This window comes from Pseudomonas sp. R43(2017) (assembly GCF_002112345.1).
Lineage (GTDB): Bacteria > Pseudomonadota > Gammaproteobacteria > Pseudomonadales > Pseudomonadaceae > Aquipseudomonas > Aquipseudomonas kribbensis.
Map to the genome: position 1 here is coordinate 290,205 of NZ_NEHJ01000011.1, position 19,470 is coordinate 309,674.

At 56.5% G+C, this 19,470-nt stretch carries 30 protein-coding genes; 1 reads left to right on the forward strand and 29 read right to left on the reverse strand.

Annotated elements, in window-relative coordinates:
• Window positions 1-9: 9 nt before the first annotated feature.
• Window positions 10-1,407, reverse strand: a complete 1,398-nt coding sequence (locus CAG02_RS27970) for an MFS transporter (RefSeq protein WP_085712348.1) — start codon at window positions 1,405-1,407, stop codon at window positions 10-12.
• Window positions 1,408-1,598: 191 nt separating this feature from the next.
• On the opposite strand from CAG02_RS27970, the gene uvrA reads away from it, so the two are divergent.
• Window positions 1,599-4,433, forward strand: coding sequence for an excinuclease ABC subunit UvrA (gene uvrA, locus CAG02_RS27975; protein ID WP_085712349.1), 2,835 nt, complete (start codon window positions 1,599-1,601; stop codon window positions 4,431-4,433).
• 65 nt (window positions 4,434-4,498) lie between these two features.
• Here uvrA and bfr read toward each other — a convergent pair whose 3' ends face one another.
• The 28 genes from bfr to rplD form a co-directional block, all read right to left on the reverse strand.
• Window positions 4,499-4,966 carry a bacterioferritin gene (gene bfr, locus CAG02_RS27980; RefSeq protein ID WP_065259514.1) on the reverse strand — a complete coding sequence of 156 codons (468 nt, stop codon included), beginning with the start codon at window positions 4,964-4,966 and terminating at the stop codon, window positions 4,499-4,501.
• 149 nt (window positions 4,967-5,115) lie between these two features.
• Window positions 5,116-6,570, reverse strand: coding sequence for a catalase (locus CAG02_RS27985; RefSeq protein WP_085712350.1), 1,455 nt, complete (start codon window positions 6,568-6,570; stop codon window positions 5,116-5,118).
• A gap of 238 nt (window positions 6,571-6,808) precedes the next feature.
• Window positions 6,809-7,195, reverse strand: a complete 387-nt coding sequence (gene rplQ / locus CAG02_RS27990; RefSeq protein WP_007955635.1) for a 50S ribosomal protein L17 — start codon at window positions 7,193-7,195, stop codon at window positions 6,809-6,811.
• 42 nt (window positions 7,196-7,237) lie between these two features.
• Window positions 7,238-8,239, reverse strand: a complete 1,002-nt coding sequence (rpoA, locus tag CAG02_RS27995) for a DNA-directed RNA polymerase subunit alpha (RefSeq protein ID WP_003186012.1) — start codon at window positions 8,237-8,239, stop codon at window positions 7,238-7,240.
• A gap of 22 nt (window positions 8,240-8,261) precedes the next feature.
• Window positions 8,262-8,882, reverse strand: coding sequence for a 30S ribosomal protein S4 (gene rpsD / locus CAG02_RS28000; protein ID WP_003176404.1), 621 nt, complete (start codon window positions 8,880-8,882; stop codon window positions 8,262-8,264).
• A gap of 18 nt (window positions 8,883-8,900) precedes the next feature.
• Window positions 8,901-9,290: a 30S ribosomal protein S11 gene (gene rpsK / locus CAG02_RS28005; RefSeq protein ID WP_002555466.1), complete on the reverse strand. Its 390-nt coding sequence runs from the start codon at window positions 9,288-9,290 to the stop codon at window positions 8,901-8,903.
• Window positions 9,291-9,320: 30 nt separating this feature from the next.
• Complete coding sequence (gene rpsM, locus CAG02_RS28010) at window positions 9,321-9,677, reverse strand: 30S ribosomal protein S13 (RefSeq protein ID WP_003186020.1); 357 nt, start codon at window positions 9,675-9,677, stop codon at window positions 9,321-9,323.
• Window positions 9,678-9,807: 130 nt separating this feature from the next.
• A complete protein-coding gene (gene rpmJ / locus CAG02_RS28015; RefSeq protein WP_002555468.1) occupies window positions 9,808-9,924 on the reverse strand; it encodes a 50S ribosomal protein L36 in 117 nt (38 codons plus the stop codon).
• Between the two features lie 27 nt (window positions 9,925-9,951).
• Entirely contained in the window at window positions 9,952-11,280 is a 1,329-nt protein-coding gene (gene secY, locus CAG02_RS28020) for a preprotein translocase subunit SecY (RefSeq protein ID WP_003228718.1), read from the reverse strand.
• Window positions 11,281-11,718 (reverse strand): 50S ribosomal protein L15, encoded by a 438-nt coding sequence (gene rplO / locus CAG02_RS28025; RefSeq protein ID WP_003228720.1) that lies wholly within the window; start codon window positions 11,716-11,718, stop codon window positions 11,281-11,283.
• A 3-nt stretch (window positions 11,719-11,721) separates the two neighbouring features.
• The gene (gene rpmD / locus CAG02_RS28030; protein WP_003176408.1) at window positions 11,722-11,898 is read right to left on the reverse strand and encodes a 50S ribosomal protein L30; all 177 of its coding nucleotides are present in this window, start codon (window positions 11,896-11,898) and stop codon (window positions 11,722-11,724) included.
• A gap of 2 nt (window positions 11,899-11,900) precedes the next feature.
• Window positions 11,901-12,401, reverse strand: coding sequence for a 30S ribosomal protein S5 (rpsE, locus tag CAG02_RS28035; protein ID WP_007955637.1), 501 nt, complete (start codon window positions 12,399-12,401; stop codon window positions 11,901-11,903).
• Between the two features lie 3 nt (window positions 12,402-12,404).
• Entirely contained in the window at window positions 12,405-12,755 is a 351-nt protein-coding gene (gene rplR, locus CAG02_RS28040; RefSeq protein WP_003186037.1) for a 50S ribosomal protein L18, read from the reverse strand.
• A 10-nt stretch (window positions 12,756-12,765) separates the two neighbouring features.
• Window positions 12,766-13,299: a 50S ribosomal protein L6 gene (gene rplF / locus CAG02_RS28045; RefSeq protein WP_065259511.1), complete on the reverse strand. Its 534-nt coding sequence runs from the start codon at window positions 13,297-13,299 to the stop codon at window positions 12,766-12,768.
• Between the two features lie 12 nt (window positions 13,300-13,311).
• A complete protein-coding gene (gene rpsH / locus CAG02_RS28050; RefSeq protein ID WP_011336171.1) occupies window positions 13,312-13,704 on the reverse strand; it encodes a 30S ribosomal protein S8 in 393 nt (130 codons plus the stop codon).
• 208 nt (window positions 13,705-13,912) lie between these two features.
• Window positions 13,913-14,218, reverse strand: coding sequence for a 30S ribosomal protein S14 (gene rpsN, locus CAG02_RS28055; protein ID WP_003228726.1), 306 nt, complete (start codon window positions 14,216-14,218; stop codon window positions 13,913-13,915).
• Window positions 14,219-14,231: 13 nt separating this feature from the next.
• Window positions 14,232-14,771, reverse strand: coding sequence for a 50S ribosomal protein L5 (gene rplE, locus CAG02_RS28060; protein WP_003210069.1), 540 nt, complete (start codon window positions 14,769-14,771; stop codon window positions 14,232-14,234).
• A 20-nt stretch (window positions 14,772-14,791) separates the two neighbouring features.
• Window positions 14,792-15,106, reverse strand: coding sequence for a 50S ribosomal protein L24 (gene rplX, locus CAG02_RS28065; protein ID WP_003186046.1), 315 nt, complete (start codon window positions 15,104-15,106; stop codon window positions 14,792-14,794).
• A gap of 11 nt (window positions 15,107-15,117) precedes the next feature.
• Window positions 15,118-15,486 carry a 50S ribosomal protein L14 gene (gene rplN / locus CAG02_RS28070; protein WP_002555479.1) on the reverse strand — a complete coding sequence of 123 codons (369 nt, stop codon included), beginning with the start codon at window positions 15,484-15,486 and terminating at the stop codon, window positions 15,118-15,120.
• 23 nt (window positions 15,487-15,509) lie between these two features.
• A complete protein-coding gene (rpsQ, locus tag CAG02_RS28075) occupies window positions 15,510-15,776 on the reverse strand; it encodes a 30S ribosomal protein S17 (protein WP_003194644.1) in 267 nt (88 codons plus the stop codon).
• Window positions 15,777-15,778: 2 nt separating this feature from the next.
• Entirely contained in the window at window positions 15,779-15,970 is a 192-nt protein-coding gene (gene rpmC, locus CAG02_RS28080) for a 50S ribosomal protein L29 (RefSeq protein WP_002555481.1), read from the reverse strand.
• Window positions 15,970-16,383 (reverse strand): 50S ribosomal protein L16, encoded by a 414-nt coding sequence (gene rplP / locus CAG02_RS28085; RefSeq protein ID WP_003228729.1) that lies wholly within the window; start codon window positions 16,381-16,383, stop codon window positions 15,970-15,972. The genes rpmC and rplP overlap by 1 nt, the downstream gene beginning before the upstream one ends.
• 12 nt (window positions 16,384-16,395) lie before the next feature.
• Window positions 16,396-17,082: a 30S ribosomal protein S3 gene (rpsC, locus tag CAG02_RS28090; RefSeq protein WP_085688068.1), complete on the reverse strand. Its 687-nt coding sequence runs from the start codon at window positions 17,080-17,082 to the stop codon at window positions 16,396-16,398.
• Window positions 17,083-17,095: 13 nt separating this feature from the next.
• Entirely contained in the window at window positions 17,096-17,428 is a 333-nt protein-coding gene (rplV, locus tag CAG02_RS28095; protein WP_003103908.1) for a 50S ribosomal protein L22, read from the reverse strand.
• A gap of 11 nt (window positions 17,429-17,439) precedes the next feature.
• On the reverse strand, window positions 17,440-17,715 hold the full coding sequence (gene rpsS, locus CAG02_RS28100; RefSeq protein ID WP_011336172.1) for a 30S ribosomal protein S19: 276 nt from the start codon (window positions 17,713-17,715) through the stop codon (window positions 17,440-17,442).
• A gap of 16 nt (window positions 17,716-17,731) precedes the next feature.
• Window positions 17,732-18,556, reverse strand: coding sequence for a 50S ribosomal protein L2 (rplB, locus tag CAG02_RS28105; protein ID WP_016772943.1), 825 nt, complete (start codon window positions 18,554-18,556; stop codon window positions 17,732-17,734).
• 14 nt (window positions 18,557-18,570) lie between these two features.
• Window positions 18,571-18,870: a 50S ribosomal protein L23 gene (gene rplW / locus CAG02_RS28110; protein ID WP_002555488.1), complete on the reverse strand. Its 300-nt coding sequence runs from the start codon at window positions 18,868-18,870 to the stop codon at window positions 18,571-18,573.
• Window positions 18,867-19,469, reverse strand: coding sequence for a 50S ribosomal protein L4 (gene rplD / locus CAG02_RS28115; RefSeq protein WP_003228735.1), 603 nt, complete (start codon window positions 19,467-19,469; stop codon window positions 18,867-18,869). Before rplD ends, rplW begins: the two co-directional genes overlap by 4 nt.
• Window position 19,470: the final 1 nt, after the last annotated feature.

Consider the following 19,470-nt stretch of genomic DNA (forward strand, 5'->3'; position numbering starts at 1 on the left):
AACGTTCTCCTAGGCTTCGCAAGCAGCCCCGGCCGGATTGTTCACCAGGCGTTCGAGGGTGTCGCGATCCACTAATTCTTTATCCAGTTTGATGTAAACAGCCGCTTCATCGGCGACTATCACTGCATCTGTTACCCCCACGAGGGCCCTGAGGCGCTCGACCAGACCCGCTTCGCGGATCGCCTCGGGCGACAACGGCAAGCGCAGGCTCGTCACGTAGGGAGGTTCGCGCATGGTAACAGCAAAGGCCAGCCAGATGGCAGCCAGCCCGGCACATCCGAGGAACACAACCGACAGACCGCCATGCTGGAACATCCAGCCGCCGAGAATCCCGCCGAGTGCCGAACCGAGGAACTGACTGGTGGAGTACACGCCCATGGCCGTGCCCTTGCCACCTGCCGGTGAAACCTTGCTGATCAGTGACGGCAGCGAGGCTTCCAGCAGATTGAACGCGGTAAAGAACACCACCGTCCCGATCACCAGAGCGCGCAGGCTGTCACCGAACTGCCAGAAGAATAGCTCAGTGAGCATCAGCGTCATGACGGCGCCGAGCAAAACTCGTTTCATTTTGCGTTTCTTCTCGCCGTAGATGATGAACGGGATCATGGCGAAGAAAGAGATCAGCAAGGCAGTAAGGTAGACCCACCAGTGCTGTTCCTTGGGCAGCCCGGCTTTTTCGACCAGGGCCAAGGGCAGCGCGACGAAGCTCGACATCAACATCGCATGTAACACAAAAATGCCCAGATCCAGACGCAGCAGGTCCGGGTGCTTGAGCGTCGGCATCAACGCCTGACGCGCCACGCCAGACTCACGATGACTCAGCGGCCCGGTGGATTTCGGCACAATGAACAGCACGATCACGATCCCCACCAGTGCCATGCCGCCGGTGGCCAGGAACAGGCCGGAAAGACCAAATGCGCGAGTCAGCAGCGGACCGACCACCATGGCCACCGCGAACGACAGGCCGATGGTCATGCCGATCATCGCCATGGCCTTGGTACGGTGCTGTTCGCGGGTCAGGTCGGAAAGCAGTGCCATGACCGCTGCGGAAATTGCCCCGGCACCCTGCAGGATCCGGCCGGCAATCACGCCCCAGATCGAGTCGGCCTGGGCCGCCAGGACGCTGCCGAGGGCAAAGACGATCAGCCCCAGGTAAATCACCGGGCGACGGCCGATACGGTCGGAAATGATCCCGAACGGAATCTGGAAAATCGCCTGGGTCAGGCCGTAAGCGCCAATCGCCAGCCCGATGAGGGCCGGGGTCGCTCCCGCCAGATCCATGCCATAGGTGGCCAGTACCGGCAGCACCATGAACATGCCAAGCATACGGAAGGCGAACACCAGGGCCAGACCGCTCGCCGCGCGGGTCTCGCTGCCACTCATGCGTTCGCTGTGGGGATCGTGCATGGAAAAACCTCGTGTGAACCGGCGGCGATTCTACCAGTCCCATCGAAAGACGGGGTATATCGCGACGCTATGACGCGTATAGATGAAACTCTCTTCATGCAAGGTAGAAAACCCTTCATTCGATAGTGTGCATCCATCCAGTATTTGGCCGTATACTCCTGTGTTTTCGACGCCCGCCGAGCGAGGCCACTTTGGACAAGATCCTGATACGTGGGGCCCGTACCCACAACCTGAAGAACATCGACCTGACCCTGCCACGGGACAAACTGATCGTCATCACCGGCCTGTCCGGATCCGGCAAGTCGTCCCTGGCCTTCGACACGCTCTATGCCGAAGGTCAGCGCCGCTATGTCGAATCCCTGTCGGCCTATGCCCGGCAGTTCCTGTCGATGATGGAAAAACCCGACGTCGACACCATCGAAGGCCTGTCGCCGGCGATCTCCATAGAACAGAAGTCGACCTCGCACAACCCGCGCTCCACGGTCGGCACCATCACCGAGATCTACGACTACCTGCGTCTGCTCTATGCGCGCGTCGGTACGCCACGCTGCCCGGATCACGACATTCCGCTGGAAGCGCAGACCGTCAGCCAGATGGTCGATCTGGTGCTGGCACAGCCGGAAGGCAGTAAATTGATGCTGCTGGCCCCGGTCATCCGCGAGCGCAAGGGCGAGCATCTGTCGGTGTTCGAAGAACTGCGCGCTCAGGGCTTCGTCCGCGCCCGGGTCAACGGCCGGCTCTGCGAGCTCGACGAGCTGCCAAAGCTGGATAAACAGAAGAAGCACACCATTGAAGTCGTGGTCGACCGCTTCAAGGTTCGCGCCGATCTGCAGCAGCGTCTGGCCGAATCCTTCGAGACCGCACTGAAACTGGCGGACGGCATCGCTCTCGTGGCACCAATGGACGACGAGCCGGGCGAAGAGATGATCTTCTCCGCGCGCTTCGCCTGCCCGATCTGCGGCCATGCGATCAGCGAACTGGAACCCAAGCTGTTTTCCTTCAACAACCCGGCCGGCGCCTGCCCGACCTGTGACGGTCTGGGCGTGAAGCAGTTCTTCGACATCAAGCGTCTGGTCAACGGTGAACTGACGCTGGCCGAAGGCGCGATCCGCGGCTGGGACCGGCGCAACGTCTATTACTTCCAGATGCTCGGTTCACTGGCCGCGCATTACGGCTTCAGCCTCGAGCAGCCGTTCAACGAACTGCCAGCCGATCAGCAGAAATACATTCTGCATGGCAGCGGTTCGCAGAACGTCGATTTCAAGTATCTCAACGACCGCGGTGACATCGTCAAGCGTTCGCACCCGTTCGAAGGCATTGTGCCGAACCTCGAGCGTCGCTACCGCGAAACCGAATCGGCGAGCGTGCGCGAAGAACTGGCGAAGTTCCTCAGCACCCAGTCCTGCCCGGATTGCCGCGGCACCCGCCTGCGTCGCGAAGCGCGACATGTGTGGGTTGGCGAGAAAACCCTGCCGGCGGTGACCAACCTGCCGATCGGTGATGCCTGCGACTACTTCGGCGAGCTGAAGATGACCGGCCGCCGTGGTGAAATTGCCGACAAGATTCTCAAGGAGATCCGCGAGCGTCTGCAGTTCCTGGTCAACGTGGGGCTGGATTACCTGTCGCTGGATCGCAGTGCGGACACGTTATCTGGTGGCGAAGCCCAGCGGATTCGTCTGGCCAGTCAGATCGGCGCCGGTCTGGTTGGCGTTCTGTACATCCTCGATGAGCCGTCCATCGGTCTGCACCAGCGTGACAACGACCGTCTGCTCGGCACCCTCAAGCACCTGCGCGATATCGGTAACACGGTGATCGTGGTCGAGCACGACGAAGACGCGATCCGTCTGGCTGACTACGTTGTGGATATCGGCCCGGGCGCCGGGGTTCATGGCGGGCAAATCGTCGCCGAAGGTACGCCGGATGAAGTCATGGCGCACCCGGACTCGCTCACCGGCAAATACCTGTCGGGTCGGGTCAAGATCGAAGTGCCGGCCAAACGCACGCCGCGCAACAAGAAGCAGGTGCTGTCGCTCAAGGGCGCGCGGGGCAACAACCTGCGCAATGTCGATCTGGAGATCCCGATCGGCCTGCTGACCTGCGTGACCGGTGTTTCCGGCTCCGGCAAGTCGACGCTGATCAACAACACGCTGTTCCCCCTGAGCGCCACGGCACTCAACGGCGCGACCACACTGGAAGCGGCAGCCCACGACAGCATCAAGGGCCTGGAGCATCTGGACAAGGTCGTCGATATCGACCAGAGCCCGATCGGTCGTACGCCACGCTCCAACCCGGCGACCTACACCGGGCTGTTTACGCCGATCCGCGAGCTGTTCGCCGGCGTGCCGGAGTCCCGCTCTCGTGGTTATGGCCCGGGGCGCTTTTCGTTCAACGTCAAGGGCGGTCGTTGCGAGGCTTGCCAGGGCGACGGTCTGATCAAGGTGGAAATGCACTTCCTGCCGGATATCTACGTGCCGTGCGATGTGTGCAAGAGCAAGCGCTACAACCGCGAAACCCTGGAAATCAAATACAAGGGCAAGAGCATCCACGAAACCCTCGAGATGACGATCGAGGAAGCGCGGGAGTTCTTCGACGCAGTGCCGGCGCTGGCGCGCAAGCTGCAGACGTTGATGGATGTGGGCCTGTCGTACATCAAGCTCGGACAGTCGGCGACCACGCTGTCCGGTGGTGAGGCGCAGCGGGTCAAACTGTCCCGCGAGCTGTCCAAGCGTGACACCGGCAAGACCCTGTACATCCTCGATGAGCCGACCACCGGTCTGCACTTCGCGGACATCCAGCAACTGCTCGATGTGCTGCATCGCCTGCGCGATCACGGCAACACCGTGGTCGTGATCGAGCACAACCTCGACGTGATCAAGACCGCCGACTGGCTGGTGGATCTCGGCCCCGAGGGTGGCTCGAAAGGCGGTCAGATCATCGCTACCGGTACGCCTGAGGAAGTGGCCGAGATGAAGCAATCTCACACCGGTCATTACCTCAAGCCACTGCTGGTCCGCGATCGGGCCTGATTGCCGGGCATGAAAAAGCCCCTGTCACTTCCTCAGTGACAGGGGCTTTTTTGTATCGGTTGCAATCAGGATGTGTGGGATTGCAGGTAGTTCTGGATACCGATCAACTTGATCAGGCCCAACTGCTTTTCCAGCCAGTAGGTGTGATCTTCTTCGGTGTCATGCAGCTGAAGCTTGAGGATATCGCGGCTTACGTAGTCGCCGTGCTTCTCGCACAGCTCGATGCCTTTGCACAGTGCGGCACGCACCTTGTACTCCAGACGCAGATCCGCTTCGAGCATGGTTTCCACCGTGGTGCCGACATCCAGGTCATCCGGACGCATGCGCGGGGTGCCTTCGAGCATGAGAATCCGGCGCATCAAAGCGTCAGCATGACCGGCTTCTTCTTCCATCTCGTGGTTGATTCGTTCGTAGAGCTTGGTGAATCCCCAGTCCTCATACATCCGCGAGTGAACGAAATATTGGTCACGCGCGGCCAGTTCGCCGGTCAGCAACGTGTTGAGATAATCGATAACGTCTGGGTGGCCTTGCATCGCCCTACATCTCCCTTCTTGAAAGTCTGTAGTTTGAACCAACATGACCGCAAGGTCACTTACTTCGCGCAATAAAAGCGAAGATATTCTGAGAAAAGCAGGTTAAATAACGCAAAAACCGCCCTAATGAGGGCGGTTCTGCTTCTCGTTTAGACTTCGTTAAGCTGTACGTTGAGCAGCTTTGCGATTGCTTCTCCGTACGCCGGGTCAGCCTTGTAGAAATGCTGCAACTGTCGGTCCACCACATCACTCGAAACACCGGCCATCGCACCGGCGATATTGTTGACCAGCAAGGCTTTCTGCTCGTCGCTCATCAAACGGAACAGCGCACCCGCGTGGCTGTAATAGTCGGTGTCTTCGCGGTGATCGTAGCGATCAGCCGCACCGCTCAGGGCCAGTGCCGGCTCGGCGTAATGCGGAGCTTGTTTCGGCGACTCCACGTAGCTGTTCGGCTCGTAGTTCGGGGCCGCGCCACCGTTGCTGCCAAAAGCCATCGAACCGTCACGCTGGTAAGTGTTGACCGGGCTACGCGGGGCGTTCACCGGCAGTTGCTGGTGATTGGTTCCTACGCGATAGCGATGCGCATCGGCATAAGCGAATACGCGACCTTGCAGCATGCGATCCGGCGAAAGTCCGACGCCTGGCACCATGTTGCTTGGGCCGAACGCGGCTTGCTCGACTTCAGCAAAGTAGTTCAGCGGATTACGATTCAACTCCAGCTCACCGACTTCGATCAGCGGGAACTCCTTCTGCGACCAGGTTTTGGTCACGTCGAACGGGTTCTCGTAATGCGCCGCGGCCTGGGCCTCGGTCATGATCTGGATGCACACGCTCCATTTCGGGAAGTCACCACGCTCGATGGCCTCGAACAAGTCGCGCTGCGCGTAATCCGGATCAGTGCCCGCCAGGCGTGCCGCATCTGCCGGCGCGAGGTTTTTGATCCCTTGCTTGGTCTTGTAGTGCCACTTCACCCAGTGACGCTCGCCTTGTGCACTGATCAAGCTGTAAGTGTGGCTACCGAAGCCGTGCATATGGCGGTAGCCATCCGGGATACCGCGATCAGAGAACAGAATGGTGACCTGATGCAGCGCCTCGGGCGAGTGCGACCAGAAGTCCCACATCATTTGTGCACTTTTCAGGTTGCTCTGCGGCAGGCGTTTCTGGGTGTGGATAAAGTCAGGAAACTTCAGCGGATCACGAATGAAGAACACGGGTGTGTTGTTGCCAACGATGTCCCAGTTGCCTTCTTCGGTGTAGAACTTCAGGGCAAAACCACGAGGATCGCGCTCGGTGTCTGCCGAGCCACGCTCACCGCCCACTGTGGAGAATCGCAGGAAAGTCGGCGTCTGCTTACCCACAGCAGAGAACAGCTTGGCGCTCGTGTATTGCGTGATATCGCGAGTGACGGTGAAGGTACCGTAGGCGCCCGAACCCTTGGCATGCACACGGCGCTCAGGAATGTTTTCGCGGTTGAAGTGAGCAAGCTTCTCGATCAAATGAAAGTCATCGAGCAGCAACGGTCCGCGCGGCCCGGCGGAGCGAGAGTTCTGGTTATCGGCGACTGGTGCACCGCTGGCAGTCGTAAGCGTCTTGTTCTGGCTCATGCGATCTTCTTCCTCTGTCAGTCTTGAACTGCCGGCTAATCGGCTTGTTGGGGAGTATCGATCATCAATATGACAGCCACAAATTCATTAACTCATGGTTATCAATAGAAAATAACTAACAACAAAACCCAACACATAGTGCAGACCCAGACAGGGTAGATGCTTGTACGAACGGCGCATTTCTTACGGGCACAAAAAACCGGGCACTAGGCCCGGTTCTTTGTTTCAGACTGACGTCTTACTCAGCGGATACAGCTTCACCGCCGACAGCACGATCAACCAGTTCGACGTACGCCATAGGCGCGTTGTCGCCAGCGCGGAAACCGCACTTGAGGATGCGCAGGTAGCCACCCTCACGGGTAGCGTAACGCTTGCCCAGGTCGTTGAAGAGCTTACCAACGATAGCTTTCGAACGAGTACGGTCGAAAGCCAGACGACGGTTAGCAACGCTGTCTGTCTTGGCCAGAGTGATCAGCGGCTCGGCAACGCGGCGCAGTTCTTTGGCTTTTGGCAGAGTAGTTTTGATCAGCTCGTGCTCGAACAGCGACACAGCCATGTTTTGGAACATGGCCTTGCGGTGCGAGCTGGTGCGGCTCAGGTGGCGACCACTTTTACGATGACGCATGGTTCATTCCTTACCAAACACTACGTTCGGTGATTACGACGATCAGGCAGTCGCCTTGTCGTCCTTCTTAAGACTTGCAGGCGGCCAGTTGTCGAGGCGCATGCCGAGGGACAGACCGCGGGAGGCCAGAACGTCCTTGATTTCAGTCAAGGATTTCTTGCCCAGGTTCGGAGTCTTCAACAGCTCTACTTCGGTGCGCTGAATCAGGTCACCGATGTAGTAGATGTTTTCCGCCTTAAGGCAGTTAGCCGAACGTACAGTCAGTTCCAGATCGTCAACCGGGCGAAGCAGGATCGGATCGATCTCGTCTTCCTGCTCGACAACCACTGGCTCACTGTCACCTTTGAGGTCGACGAACGCAGCCAACTGCTGTTGCAGGATGGTTGCAGCACGACGGATAGCCTCTTCAGGATCCAGAGTACCGTTGGTTTCCAGATCAATAACCAGCTTGTCCAGGTTGGTACGCTGCTCGACACGGGCGTTTTCCACCACGTATGCGATACGGCGAACCGGGCTGAACGAAGAGTCAAGCTGCAAGCGACCGATGCTGCGGCTTTCGTCTTCATCGCTCTGACGCGAGTCTGCTGGTTCATAACCACGACCACGAGCTACGGTGAGCTTCATGTTCAGGGCGCCGTTAGACGCCAGGTTAGCGATTACGTGATCGGGATTAACGATCTCGACATCATGATCCAGCTGAATATCGGCAGCGGTAACCACCCCCGAACCCTTCTTCGACAAGGTCAGCGTAACTTCGTCACGGCCGTGCAGCTTGATAGCCAGACCTTTAAGGTTCAACAGGATTTCAATTACGTCTTCCTGTACACCTTCGATGGCGCTGTACTCGTGGAGCACACCGTCAATCTCGGCCTCGACTACTGCGCAGCCGGGCATTGAGGACAACAGGATGCGGCGCAGCGCGTTGCCCAGGGTGTGGCCGAAACCACGCTCGAGAGGCTCGAGAGTGATCTTGGCGCGGGTTGGACTGACAACCTGCACATCAATATGGCGGGGTGTCAGGAACTCATTTACCGAAATCTGCATGGATGCACCTATTTTCTAGCCCTTACTTGGAGTAGAGCTCGACAATCAGGCTTTCGTTGATGTCGGCGGACAGATCACTGCGAGCAGGAACGTTCTTGAAAACGCCCGACTTCTTCTCAGTGTCTACTTCTACCCACTCTACGCGGCCACGTTGAGCACACAGATCGAGAGCTTGGACAATGCGAAGTTGATTTTTTGCTTTCTCGCGAACAGCGACCACGTCACCAGCACGAACCTGGTACGAAGGAACGTTTACGGTCTGACCGTTAACGCTGATCGACTTGTGCGATACCAGCTGACGGGATTCGGCACGAGTCGAACCAAAGCCCATACGGTATACGACGTTGTCCAGACGGCATTCGAGCAGTTGCAGCAGGTTTTCACCGGTTGCACCTTTCTTGCCAGCAGCTTCTTTGTAGTAGCCGCTGAACTGACGCTCGAGAACGCCGTAGATACGACGGACCTTCTGCTTTTCACGCAGTTGGGTGCCGTAGTCGGACTGGCGACCGCGGCGTTGGCCGTGGATACCAGGTGCTGCTTCAATGTTGCACTTCGATTCGATCGCGCGCACGCCGCTCTTCAGGAAGAGATCGGTGCCTTCGCGACGAGCGAGTTTGCATTTTGGACCAATGTAACGAGCCATTCTTTACAATCTCCTGGATTACACGCGGCGCTTCTTCGGCGGACGGCACCCGTTGTGCGGGATTGGCGTCACGTCGGTGATGCTGGCGATCTTGTAGCCACAGCCGTTCAAAGCGCGGACTGCGGATTCACGACCTGGACCTGGGCCCTTGACGTTTACGTCGAGGTTTTTCAGGCCGTATTCCAGCGCAGCTTGACCAGCACGCTCAGCAGCTACTTGAGCAGCGAACGGGGTGGACTTGCGGGAACCGCGGAAACCCGAACCACCGGAGGTAGCCCAGGAAAGAGCGTTACCTTGACGGTCGGTAATGGTCACGATGGTGTTGTTAAAAGAGGCATGGATGTGGGCGATGCCATCAACCACTGTCTTTTTAACTTTTTTACGAGGACGAGCAGCAGGTTTTGCCATGATTAAATTCCTGTCGATTCGCTGGGGCGATTACTTGCGGATCGGCTTACGCGGACCTTTACGGGTACGCGCGTTGGTCTTGGTACGCTGACCGCGTACTGGCAGACCACGACGATGACGCAGACCGCGATAGCAACCGAGGTCCATCAAGCGCTTGATTTTCATGTTGATTTCGCGACGCAGGTCACCTTCAGTGGTGAACTTCGCCACTTCGCCACGCAGCTGTTCAATTTGCTCGTCGCTCAGATCCTTGATCTTTGCTGCTGGGTTTACCCCAGTCACTGCACAGATTTTCTGCGCAGTAGTGCGACCAACACCATAGATGTAGGTCAGCGAGATAACAGTATGCTTGTTATCTGGAATGTTAACGCCTGCAATACGGGCCATTCAGTGGGACTCCAATTGACAGCTACCTACGCCCCGGAAGCCAAGAAATAGGGCGCGAGATAATATCGCTGTAATAACAAATAATCAACCCGGCAGCGCACTAGCTGCCGGGCTTGAAGCACAATCACACTCAGCCTTGGCGCTGTTTGTGACGCGGTTCCGCGCTGCAAATTACTCGAACAACACCTTCGCGGCGAATAATCTTGCAGTTACGGCACAGCTTTTTCACCGATGCACGAACTTTCATCACCAACTCCTCGAACCTTATGGGTACTCAGCGCAACATGCCGCTGCCGTAACCCTTCAGGTTGGCTTTCTTCATCAGGGATTCGTACTGGTGCGAAACGAGGTGCGATTGTACTTGGGACATGAAGTCCATCACAACCACGACCACGATCAGCAACGAGGTCCCGCCAAGGTAGAACGGAACGTTTGCTGCAACCACCAGGAACTGGGGCAACAGGCACACGGCCGTCATGTAAAGAGCACCGAACATGGTCAAGCGAGTCAGAACGCCATCAATGTAGCGCGCAGACTGCTCACCTGGACGGATGCCCGGAATAAAGGCACCGGACTTCTTCAGGTTTTCCGCTACGTCTTTCGGATTGAACATCAACGCCGTATAGAAGAAGCAGAAGAAAATAATCCCTGCACTAAACAGCAGAATATTCAACGGCTGACCAGGAGCGATCGACTGCGAGATGTCCTGCAACCAGCCCATACCTTCAGACTGACCGAACCAGGCACCCAACGAAGCCGGGAACAGCAAAATGCTGCTCGCGAAAATAGCCGGAATAACACCGGCCATGTTCACCTTCAGCGGCAAGTGGCTAGTCTGCGCAGCGAAAACCTTGCGGCCTTGCTGACGCTTGGCGTAGTGAACAGCGATACGACGCTGACCACGCTCAATGAACACCACGAAACCGATAATCGCTACTGCCAGCAAACCGATGGCAACCAGGGCGAAGATGTTGATATCCCCCTGACGCGCAGACTCGAAAGACTGCCCGATTGCTCTCGGAAGACCGGCGACGATTCCCGAAAAAATCAACATCGAGATACCGTTGCCTACACCACGCTCAGTAATCTGCTCACCCAGCCACATCATGAACATCGCACCAGCCACAAACGTGGATACCGCGACGAAATGGAAGCCAAAGTCACCAGTGAACGCAACGCCCTGCCCCGCCAGACCAATGGACATGCCAATGGCCTGAACGAGAGCGAGGACGACGGTGCCGTAGCGGGTGTACTGGCTGATCTTGCGACGGCCAGCTTCACCTTCCTTCTTCAACTGCTCCAGCTGCGGGCTGACGGCGGTCATCAGTTGCATGATGATCGATGCCGAAATGTAAGGCATGATCCCCAGTGCAAAGATGCTCATCCGCTCCAGCGCGCCGCCGGAAAACATGTTGAACAAGCTAAGAATGGTCCCCTCATTCTGTCGAAACAGGTCCGCGAGTCGGTCCGGGTTGATACCTGGAACCGGGATGTGTGCGCCTATTCGGTAGACGATAATCGCCAGGAACAGAAAACGCAGACGAGCCCAGAGTTCAGACATACCGCCTTTGCCGAGCGCAGAGAGAGCACCTTGCTTAGCCATTTATTCCTCGAACTTGCCGCCAGCTGCTTCGATAGCCGCACGCGCACCTTTGGTGGCGCCGATTCCCTTGCCGATAGTGACAGCGCGAGTCACTTCACCGGACAGCATGATTTTCACACGCTGTACGTTGACGTTGATCACGTTGGCATCTTTCAGGGACTGCACGGTGACGATGTCGCCTTCCACTTTAGCCAGCTCGGACAGACGCACTTCTGCGCGGTCCATGGCTTTCAGGGAAACGAAACCGAACTTCGGCAGGCGACGATGCAGCGGCTGTTGACCGCCTTCAAAGCCTGGAGCAATGGTGCCACCGGAGCGGGAGGTCTGACCTTTGTGACCACGGCCACCAGTCTTACCCAAACCACTACCGATACCACGGCCCGGACGATGCTTTTCGCGACGGGAACCCGGCGCTGGACTCAGATCATTGAGTTTCATCGATTAACCCTCGACACGCAGCATGTAGTAAGCCTTGTTGATCATCCCGCGATTCTCGGGAGTATCCTGGACTTCTACAGTGTGACCGATGCGACGCAGACCCAGACCCTTAACGCACAGTTTGTGGTTAGGGATGCGGCCGGTCATGCTTTTGATCAGCGTAACTTTAACGGTAGCCATGATTACTTGATCTCCTCAACACGCAGGCCACGCTTGGCTGCAATGGATTCAGGAGATTGCATGGCTTTCAGACCCTTGAAAGTGGCGTGAACCACGTTTACAGGGTTAGTCGAGCCGTAGCACTTGGCCAGAACGTTCTGAACGCCAGCAACTTCGAGGACAGCACGCATAGCGCCGCCAGCGATGATACCGGTACCTTCAGAAGCAGGCTGCATGTACACCTTCGAAGCGCCGTGAGCGGACTTCATTGCGTACTGCAGAGTAGTGCCGTTCAGATCAACCTGGATCATGTTGCGGCGAGCAGCTTCCATTGCCTTCTGGATCGCAGCAGGCACTTCACGCGACTTGCCACGGCCGAAGCCAACACGGCCCTTACCATCACCAACCACGGTCAACGCGGTGAAAGTGAAGATACGGCCGCCTTTAACGGTTTTGGCTACGCGGTTAACTTGAACCAGCTTCTCAATGTAGCCTTCGTCGCGCTTTTGGTCGTTATTTGACATAACTTAGAACTCCAGCCCAGCTTCACGAGCAGCATCAGCCAGCGCTTTTACGCGGCCGTGGTACTTGAAGCCAGAGCGGTCGAAAGCCACCTGCGAGACGCCAGCGGCCTTAGCACGCGTAGCGACCAGCTGGCCAACCTTAGTGGCCGCGTCGATGTTGCCAGTGGCGCCATCACGCAGTTCTTTATCCAAAGTCGAGGCGCTTGCCAGGACTTTGTTGCCGTCGGCCGAAATGACCTGGGCGTAGATGTGCTGCGAAGAGCGGAACACGCAGAGACGCACGACTTCGAGTTCGTGCATTTTCAGGCGTGCTTTGCGAGCGCGACGCAGTCGAGTAACTTTTTTGTCGGTCATTTGCTATGCCCTACTTCTTCTTGGCTTCTTTACGACGGACGACTTCGTCCGCGTAGCGCACACCTTTGCCTTTGTACGGCTCTGGTGGACGGAAGTCGCGGATCTCGGCGGCCACTTGACCTACCAGCTGCTTGTCGATGCCCTTGATCAGGATATCGGTCTGGCTAGGAGTCTCAGCGGTGATGCCTTCCGGCAGTTCGTAATCCACTGGGTGCGAGAAGCCAAGAGCCAGGTTCAGCACCTGACCTTTTGCTTGCGCTTTGTAACCAACACCGACCAGCTGGAGCTTGCGCTCGAAGCCTTGGCTTACGCCCTGGACCATGTTGTTTACCAACGCACGAGTGGTACCGGCCATTGCGCGAGTCTGCTGATCGCCATTGCGAGCAGCAAAACGCAGCTCACCGGCTTCTTCAACGATCTCAACGGACGAATGGACGTTCAGTTCAAGAGTACCCTTGGCACCCTTCACCGAAAGCTGTTGGCCTGCGAATTTTACTTCGACACCGGCTGGCAGCTTAACGGGGTTCTTAGCGACGCGAGACATGCTTATCCCCCCTTAGAACACAGTGCAAAGAACTTCGCCGCCGACACCGGCAGCGCGCGCAGCACGATCAGTCATCACACCTTTGTTGGTGGAGACGATAGACACGCCGAGACCGCCACGTACTTTTGGCAGTTCTTCGACGGACTTGTACTGACGCAGGCCTGGACGGCTAACGCGCTTGACTTCTTCGATAACCGGACGGCCTTCGAAATATTTCAGCTCGATAGACAGCAGTGGTTTGGTTTCGCTGCTGATCTGATAACCCGCGATGTAACCTTCGTCCTTCAGGACTTTAGCTACAGCCACCTTCAACGTGGAAGAAGGCATGCTTACGACGGACTTTTCAGCCATCTGGGCATTACGGATTCGAGTTAGCATGTCCGCTAACGGGTCCTGCATACTCATGGGCTAGACGCTCCTAATACAGAAAAATTAGCCTTGCGGCTACTACTTGTCGCCGAGAAATTCCGGGCAGAAAAACACGGGCTCAGGCGAGCCGGTCATTCTAGACACACCCCAGAAATGAATCAAGCCCCAAAAGGGGCTTGATTCATGTTCAAGGCCACCGATGGTCAGGTTCTTGCGACCCCGACCATCGAGACTTTGACAGCAATTACCAGCTGGCTTTAACCAGACCTGGAACGTCACCACGCATTGCAGCTTCACGCAGCTTGTTACGGCCCAGGCCGAACTTGCGGTAAACGCCGTGCGGACGACCAGTCAGGCGGCAGCGGTTACGCATGCGCGAAGCACTTGCGTCACGTGGCTGCTTCTGCAGAGCTACGGTAGCTTCCCAACGCGCTTCTGGACTTGCGTTCAGATCGACGATGATAGCTTTCAGCGCTGCACGCTTGGTGGCGTACTTGGCAACGGTGAGCTGACGCTTCAGCTCACGGTTTTTCATGCTCTTCTTGGCCATTTTCCTACTCCAATCAGTTGCGGAACGGGAATTTGAAAGCGCGCAGCAGAGCGCGGCCTTCGTCATCGTTCTTGGCAGTGGTGGTCAGGGTAATGTCCAGACCGCGGAGAGCATCGATCTTGTCGTAGTCGATTTCCGGGAAAATGATCTGCTCTTTCACGCCCATGCTGTAGTTGCCACGACCATCGAAGGACTTGGCATTCAGGCCGCGGAAGTCGCGAACCCGAGGCAGGGAGATCGACAGCAGACGATCCAGGAACTCGTACATACGCTCACGGCGCAGGGTCACTTTGACGCCGATCGGCCAACCTTCACGGACTTTAAAGCCAGCGATGGATTTGCGAGCGTAGGTCACAACGACTTTCTGGCCGGTGATCTTTTCCAGGTCAGCAACAGCGTGTTCGATGACTTTTTTGTCGCCGATCGCTTCGCCCAGACCCATGTTCAGGGTGATTTTGGTAACGCGCGGAACTTCCATCACGTTCGAAAGCTTAAGTTCTTCCTTAAGTTTCGGTGCGATTTCCTTCCGGTAAATCTCTTTTAGTCGTGCCATGGTCTTCTACCTAGCAGTGTTCAAGCATCAACCGCTTTTTGGGTCGACTTGAAGACACGAATTTTCTTACCGTCTTCTACTTTGAAACCAACGCGGTCAGCCTTGTTGGTTTCGCCGTTGAAGATGGCGACGTTGGAAGCGTGCAGTGGCGCTTCTTTCTCGACGATACCGCCCTGTACGCCCGACATCGGGTTAGGCTTGGTATGACGCTTGACCAGGTTCAGACCACCAACAACCAGACGGTTGTCAGCAAGAACCTTCAGCACCTTACCGCGCTTACCTTTGTCTTTGCCGGCGATCACGATGATCTCGTCGTCACGACGAATCTTTTGCATGTCGGATCTCCTTACAGCACTTCTGGGGCGAGCGAGACGATCTTCATGAACTTCTCAGTACGAAGTTCACGGGTCACTGGCCCAAAGATACGGGTGCCGATCGGCTCTTGCTTGTTGTTCAGAAGAACAGCAGCGTTGCCATCAAAGCGGATAATGGAGCCATCAGCACGACGTACGCCGTGACGAGTGCGGACTACAACAGCAGTCATCACTTGGCCTTTTTTCACTTTACCGCGAGGAATTGCTTCCTTCACGGTAACTTTGATGATGTCACCGATACCAGCGTAACGACGATGGGAGCCACCCAGCACCTTGATGCACATAACACGGCGAGCGCCGCTGTTATCGGCCACATCGAGCATGGATTGAGTCTGAATCATATAATTTCTCCGACCCCTAGCCCTTAGACTTCCACAGCGCGTTCGAGAACATCAACCAGCGCCCAAGACTTGGTCTTGGCCATCGGACGAGTTTCACGAATAGTGACTTTGTCGCCGATGTGGCACTGATTGGTTTCGTCGTGCGCGTGCAGCTTAGTCGAACGCTTAACGTATTTACCGTAGATCGGGTGCTTAACGCGACGCTCGATCAGAACGGTGATGGTTTTGTCCATCTTGTCGCTGACAACACGGCCAGTCAGCGTACGGACAGTTTTTTCGGCTTCAGCCATGATCACTTACCTGCCTGCTGGTTGAGCACAGTCTTCACGCGAGCGATGTCACGCTTAACTTGCGAGAGCAGATGAGACTGCCCCAACTGGCCAGTTGCTTTCTGCATACGCAGATTGAACTGGTCGCGCAGCAAGCCGAGCAGTTGCTCGTTCAGCTGCTGTGCGGATTTTTCACGAAGTTCATTCGCTTTCATCACATCACCGTCCGTTTAACAAAGGAGGTGGCGAGCGGCAGCTTTGCAGCAGCCAGGGCGAAAGCCTCACGCGCCAGCTCTTCAGAAACACCCTCGATTTCATACAGGACTTTGCCTGGCTGAATCTGGGCAACCCAGTATTCCACGTTACCCTTACCTTTACCCATACGAACCTCGAGAGGCTTCTTGGAGATCGGCTTGTCCGGGAATACACGGATCCAGATCTTGCCACCACGTTTTACGTGACGGGTCAGAGCACGACGCGCTGACTCGATCTGACGAGCGGTGAGACGACCACGAGCAACAGACTTCAGCGCGAACTCGCCGAAGCTGACTTTGCTACCGCGCAGTGCCAGACCACGGTTGTGGCCGGTCATCTGCTTGCGGAACTTCGTACGCTTTGGTTGCAACATTTGGCGTACCCCTTACTTAGCAGCTTTTTTACGAGGCGCTGGTGCTTGTGGTTTCAGTTCTTCTTGGCGACCACCAATTACTTCGCCTTTGAAGATCCAAACCTTTACACCGATCACACCGTAGGTGGTGTGAGCTTCGTAGGTGGCATAGTCGATATCGGCACGCAGGGTGTGCAGTGGCACACGACCTTCGCGATACCATTCAGTACGTGCGATTTCAGCACCGCCGAGACGACCGCTCACTTGGATTTTGATGCCTTTGGCACCAATGCGCATGGCGTTCTGTACGGCGCGCTTCATGGCGCGACGGAACATCACACGACGCTCCAGCTGCTGAGCTACGCTCTGGGCAACCAGCATACCGTCGAGCTCCGGCTTGCGGATCTCTTCGATATTGATGTGCACAGGCACACCCATTTGCTTGGTCAGGTCCTGACGCAGTTTTTCAACATCTTCACCTTTCTTCCCGATAACGATACCTGGACGAGCGGTGTGGATGGTGATGCGTGCAGTTTGAGCCGGACGATGGATATCGATACGGCTTACGGACGCGCTTTTTAGTTTGTCTTGGAGATACTCACGCACCTTCAGATCTGCGAGCAAATAGTCCGCATAAGTCCGACCGTCTGCGTACCAGACGGAGGTGTGCTCCTTGACGATTCCCAGGCGAATGCCAATGGGATGTACTTTCTGACCCATCTCTTCGACTCCGTTACTTGTCAGCAACCTTGACAGTGATATGGCAAGACCGCTTGACGATGCGATCAGCACGGCCTTTGGCACGTGGCATGATGCGCTTCAGCGAACGCCCTTCGTTGACGAAAACGGTGCTGACCTTCAGGTCATCAACGTCTGCGCCTTCGTTATGCTCGGCGTTGGCTACGGCCGACTCCAGCACTTTTTTCATGATCTCGGCGGCTTTCTTACTGCTGAAAGCCAACAGGTTGAGCGCTTCGCCCACCTTCTTCCCGCGGATCTGGTCGGCGACCAAGCGGGCTTTCTGGGCGGAGATTCGAGCGCCCGACAACTTAGCGGCTACTTCCATTTCCTTACCCCTTAACGCTTGGCTTTCTTGTCTGCCACGTGCCCGCGATAGTTGCGGGTACCGGCGAACTCGCCCAGTTTGTGGCCGACCATGTCTTCGTTAACGAGAACTGGGACGTGCTGACGACCGTTGTGTACTGCGATGGTCAGACCGACCATTTGTGGCAGGATCATCGAACGACGCGACCAAGTCTTAATTGGTTTGCGATCGTTCTTTTCCGCCGCCACTTCGATCTTCTTCAGTAGGTGAAGATCAATAAAAGGACCTTTTTTCAGAGAACGTGGCACTGTCGTATCCCTCTATTTACTTGCGACGACGGACGATCATTTTGTCGGTACGCTTATTACCACGAGTCTTCGCGCCCTTAGTCGGGAAGCCCCATGGCGATACCGGATGACGACCACCAGAGGTACGACCTTCACCACCACCATGTGGGTGGTCAACCGGGTTCATGGCAACACCACGAACGGTTGGGCGAACGCCACGCCAGCGCTTGGCACCAGCTTTACCCAGCGAACGCAGGCTGTGCTCGGAGTTCGAGACTTCGCCCAGGGTCGCACGGCACTCAGCCAGCACTTTACGCATTTCACCGGAACGCAGACGCAGGGTAACGTAGACACCTTCACGAGCGATCAGCTGAGCCGAAGCGCCAGCGGAACGAGCGATCTGTGCACCTTTACCTGGCTTCAGTTCGATGCCGTGTACGGTAGAACCGACTGGAATGTTGCGCAGTTGCAGAGCGTTGCCTGGCTTGATTGGAGCCAGAGCGCCTGCGATCAGCTGGTCGCCAGCACTCACGCCTTTAGGGGCGATGATGTAGCGGCGCTCGCCGTCTGCGTAGCACAGCAGTGCGATGTGAGCAGTACGGTTGGGATCGTATTCGATACGCTCGACAGTGGCGACGATGCCATCTTTGTCGTTGCGACGAAAATCGACCATACGGTAATGCTGCTTATGACCACCACCGATGTGACGAGTGGTAATGCGGCCATTGTTGTTACGACCACCAGACTTCGATTTTTTCTCGAGCAGCGGTGCGTGAGGAGCGCCTTTATGCAGCTCCTGGTTGACCACCTTGACCACAAAACGGCGGCCAGGGGAAGTCGGTTTGCATTTAACGATTGCCATGATGCACCCCTTCCTTACTCAGCACTGCTGCTGAAATCGAGATCTTGGCCTGGCTGAAGGGAGATAACTGCCTTCTTCCAGTCATTACGCTTGCCCAGACCGCGAGCGGTGCGCTTGCTCTTACCCAGAACGTTCAGGGTAGTAACACGCTCAACTTTCACGCTGAACAGGCTTTCGACGGCCTTCTTGATTTCCAGCTTGGTTGCATCGGTAGCAACCTTGAAAACGAACTGGCCTTTCTTGTCTGCCAGAACCGTAGCCTTCTCGGAAACGTGCGGGCCAAGCAGAACTTTAAATACGCGTTCCTGGTTCATCCCAGCAGCTCCTCGAATTTCTTCACGGCCGACACGGTGATCAACACCTTGTCGTATGCGATCAGACTAACTGGATCGGAACCTTGCACGTCACGTACATCTACGTGTGGCAGGTTACGAGCAGCCAGGTACAGGTTCTGATCAACAGCGTCAGACACGATCAGAACGTCGGTCAGGCTCATGTTGTTCAGTTTGCCCAGCAGGTCTTTGGTTTTCGGAGTTTCAACTGCGAAATCCTGAACCACGACCAGACGATCAGTACGCACCAGCTCAGCAAGGATGGAACGCATTGCTGCGCGATACATCTTCTTGTTCAGCTTCTGGGAGTGATCCTGTGGACGAGCTGCGAAAGTGGTGCCGCCGCCGCGCCAGATTGGGCTGCGGATAGTACCGGCACGAGCACGGCCAGTACCTTTCTGACGCCATGGGCGCTTACCGCCACCACGAACGTCGGAACGGGTCTTTTGCTGCTTGCTACCTTGACGGCCGCCAGCCATGTAGGCCACGACTGCTTGGTGAACCAGCGTCTCGTTGAACTCGCCGCCAAATGTCAGTTCGGAAACTTCGATCGCTTGAGCGTCATTTACATTTAATTGCATG

Coding starts and splice junctions, on each gene's coding strand:
- CAG02_RS27970 (WP_085712348.1), bottom strand. CDS start 1,407: ATGCACGATCCCCACAGCGAACGCATGAGTGGCAGCGAGACCCGCGCG.
- bfr (WP_065259514.1), bottom strand. CDS start 4,966: ATGCAAGGCCACCCAGACGTTATCGATTATCTCAACACGTTGCTGACC.
- CAG02_RS27985 (WP_085712350.1), bottom strand. CDS start 6,570: ATGAGCCAGAACAAGACGCTTACGACTGCCAGCGGTGCACCAGTCGCC.
- rplQ (WP_007955635.1), bottom strand. CDS start 7,195: ATGCGTCATCGTAAAAGTGGTCGCCACCTGAGCCGCACCAGCTCGCAC.
- rpoA (WP_003186012.1), bottom strand. CDS start 8,239: ATGCAGATTTCGGTAAATGAGTTCCTGACACCCCGCCATATTGATGTG.
- rpsD (WP_003176404.1), bottom strand. CDS start 8,882: ATGGCTCGTTACATTGGTCCAAAATGCAAACTCGCTCGTCGCGAAGGC.
- rpsK (WP_002555466.1), bottom strand. CDS start 9,290: ATGGCAAAACCTGCTGCTCGTCCTCGTAAAAAAGTTAAAAAGACAGTG.
- rpsM (WP_003186020.1), bottom strand. CDS start 9,677: ATGGCCCGTATTGCAGGCGTTAACATTCCAGATAACAAGCATACTGTT.
- rpmJ (WP_002555468.1), bottom strand. CDS start 9,924: ATGAAAGTTCGTGCATCGGTGAAAAAGCTGTGCCGTAACTGCAAGATT.
- secY (WP_003228718.1), bottom strand. CDS start 11,280: ATGGCTAAGCAAGGTGCTCTCTCTGCGCTCGGCAAAGGCGGTATGTCT.
- rplO (WP_003228720.1), bottom strand. CDS start 11,718: ATGAAACTCAATGATCTGAGTCCAGCGCCGGGTTCCCGTCGCGAAAAG.
- rpmD (WP_003176408.1), bottom strand. CDS start 11,898: ATGGCTACCGTTAAAGTTACGCTGATCAAAAGCATGACCGGCCGCATC.
- rpsE (WP_007955637.1), bottom strand. CDS start 12,401: ATGTCAAATAACGACCAAAAGCGCGACGAAGGCTACATTGAGAAGCTG.
- rplR (WP_003186037.1), bottom strand. CDS start 12,755: ATGACCGACAAAAAAGTTACTCGACTGCGTCGCGCTCGCAAAGCACGC.
- rplF (WP_065259511.1), bottom strand. CDS start 13,299: ATGTCTCGCGTCGCTAAGAACCCCGTTAAGCTGCCAGCCGGTGTCGAA.
- rpsH (WP_011336171.1), bottom strand. CDS start 13,704: ATGAGTATGCAGGACCCGTTAGCGGACATGCTAACTCGAATCCGTAAT.
- rpsN (WP_003228726.1), bottom strand. CDS start 14,218: ATGGCCAAGAAGAGCATGAAAAACCGTGAGCTGAAGCGTCAGCTCACC.
- rplE (WP_003210069.1), bottom strand. CDS start 14,771: ATGGCACGACTAAAAGAGATTTACCGGAAGGAAATCGCACCGAAACTT.
- rplX (WP_003186046.1), bottom strand. CDS start 15,106: ATGCAAAAGATTCGTCGTGACGACGAGATCATCGTGATCGCCGGCAAA.
- rplN (WP_002555479.1), bottom strand. CDS start 15,486: ATGATTCAGACTCAATCCATGCTCGATGTGGCCGATAACAGCGGCGCT.
- rpsQ (WP_003194644.1), bottom strand. CDS start 15,776: ATGGCTGAAGCCGAAAAAACTGTCCGTACGCTGACTGGCCGTGTTGTC.
- rpmC (WP_002555481.1), bottom strand. CDS start 15,970: ATGAAAGCGAATGAACTTCGTGAAAAATCCGCACAGCAGCTGAACGAG.
- rplP (WP_003228729.1), bottom strand. CDS start 16,383: ATGTTGCAACCAAAGCGTACGAAGTTCCGCAAGCAGATGACCGGCCAC.
- rpsC (WP_085688068.1), bottom strand. CDS start 17,082: ATGGGTCAGAAAGTACATCCCATTGGCATTCGCCTGGGAATCGTCAAG.
- rplV (WP_003103908.1), bottom strand. CDS start 17,428: ATGGAAGTAGCCGCTAAGTTGTCGGGCGCTCGAATCTCCGCCCAGAAA.
- rplB (WP_016772943.1), bottom strand. CDS start 18,556: ATGGCAATCGTTAAATGCAAACCGACTTCCCCTGGCCGCCGTTTTGTG.
- rplW (WP_002555488.1), bottom strand. CDS start 18,870: ATGAACCAGGAACGCGTATTTAAAGTTCTGCTTGGCCCGCACGTTTCC.
- rplD (WP_003228735.1), bottom strand. CDS start 19,469: ATGCAATTAAATGTAAATGACGCTCAAGCGATCGAAGTTTCCGAACTG.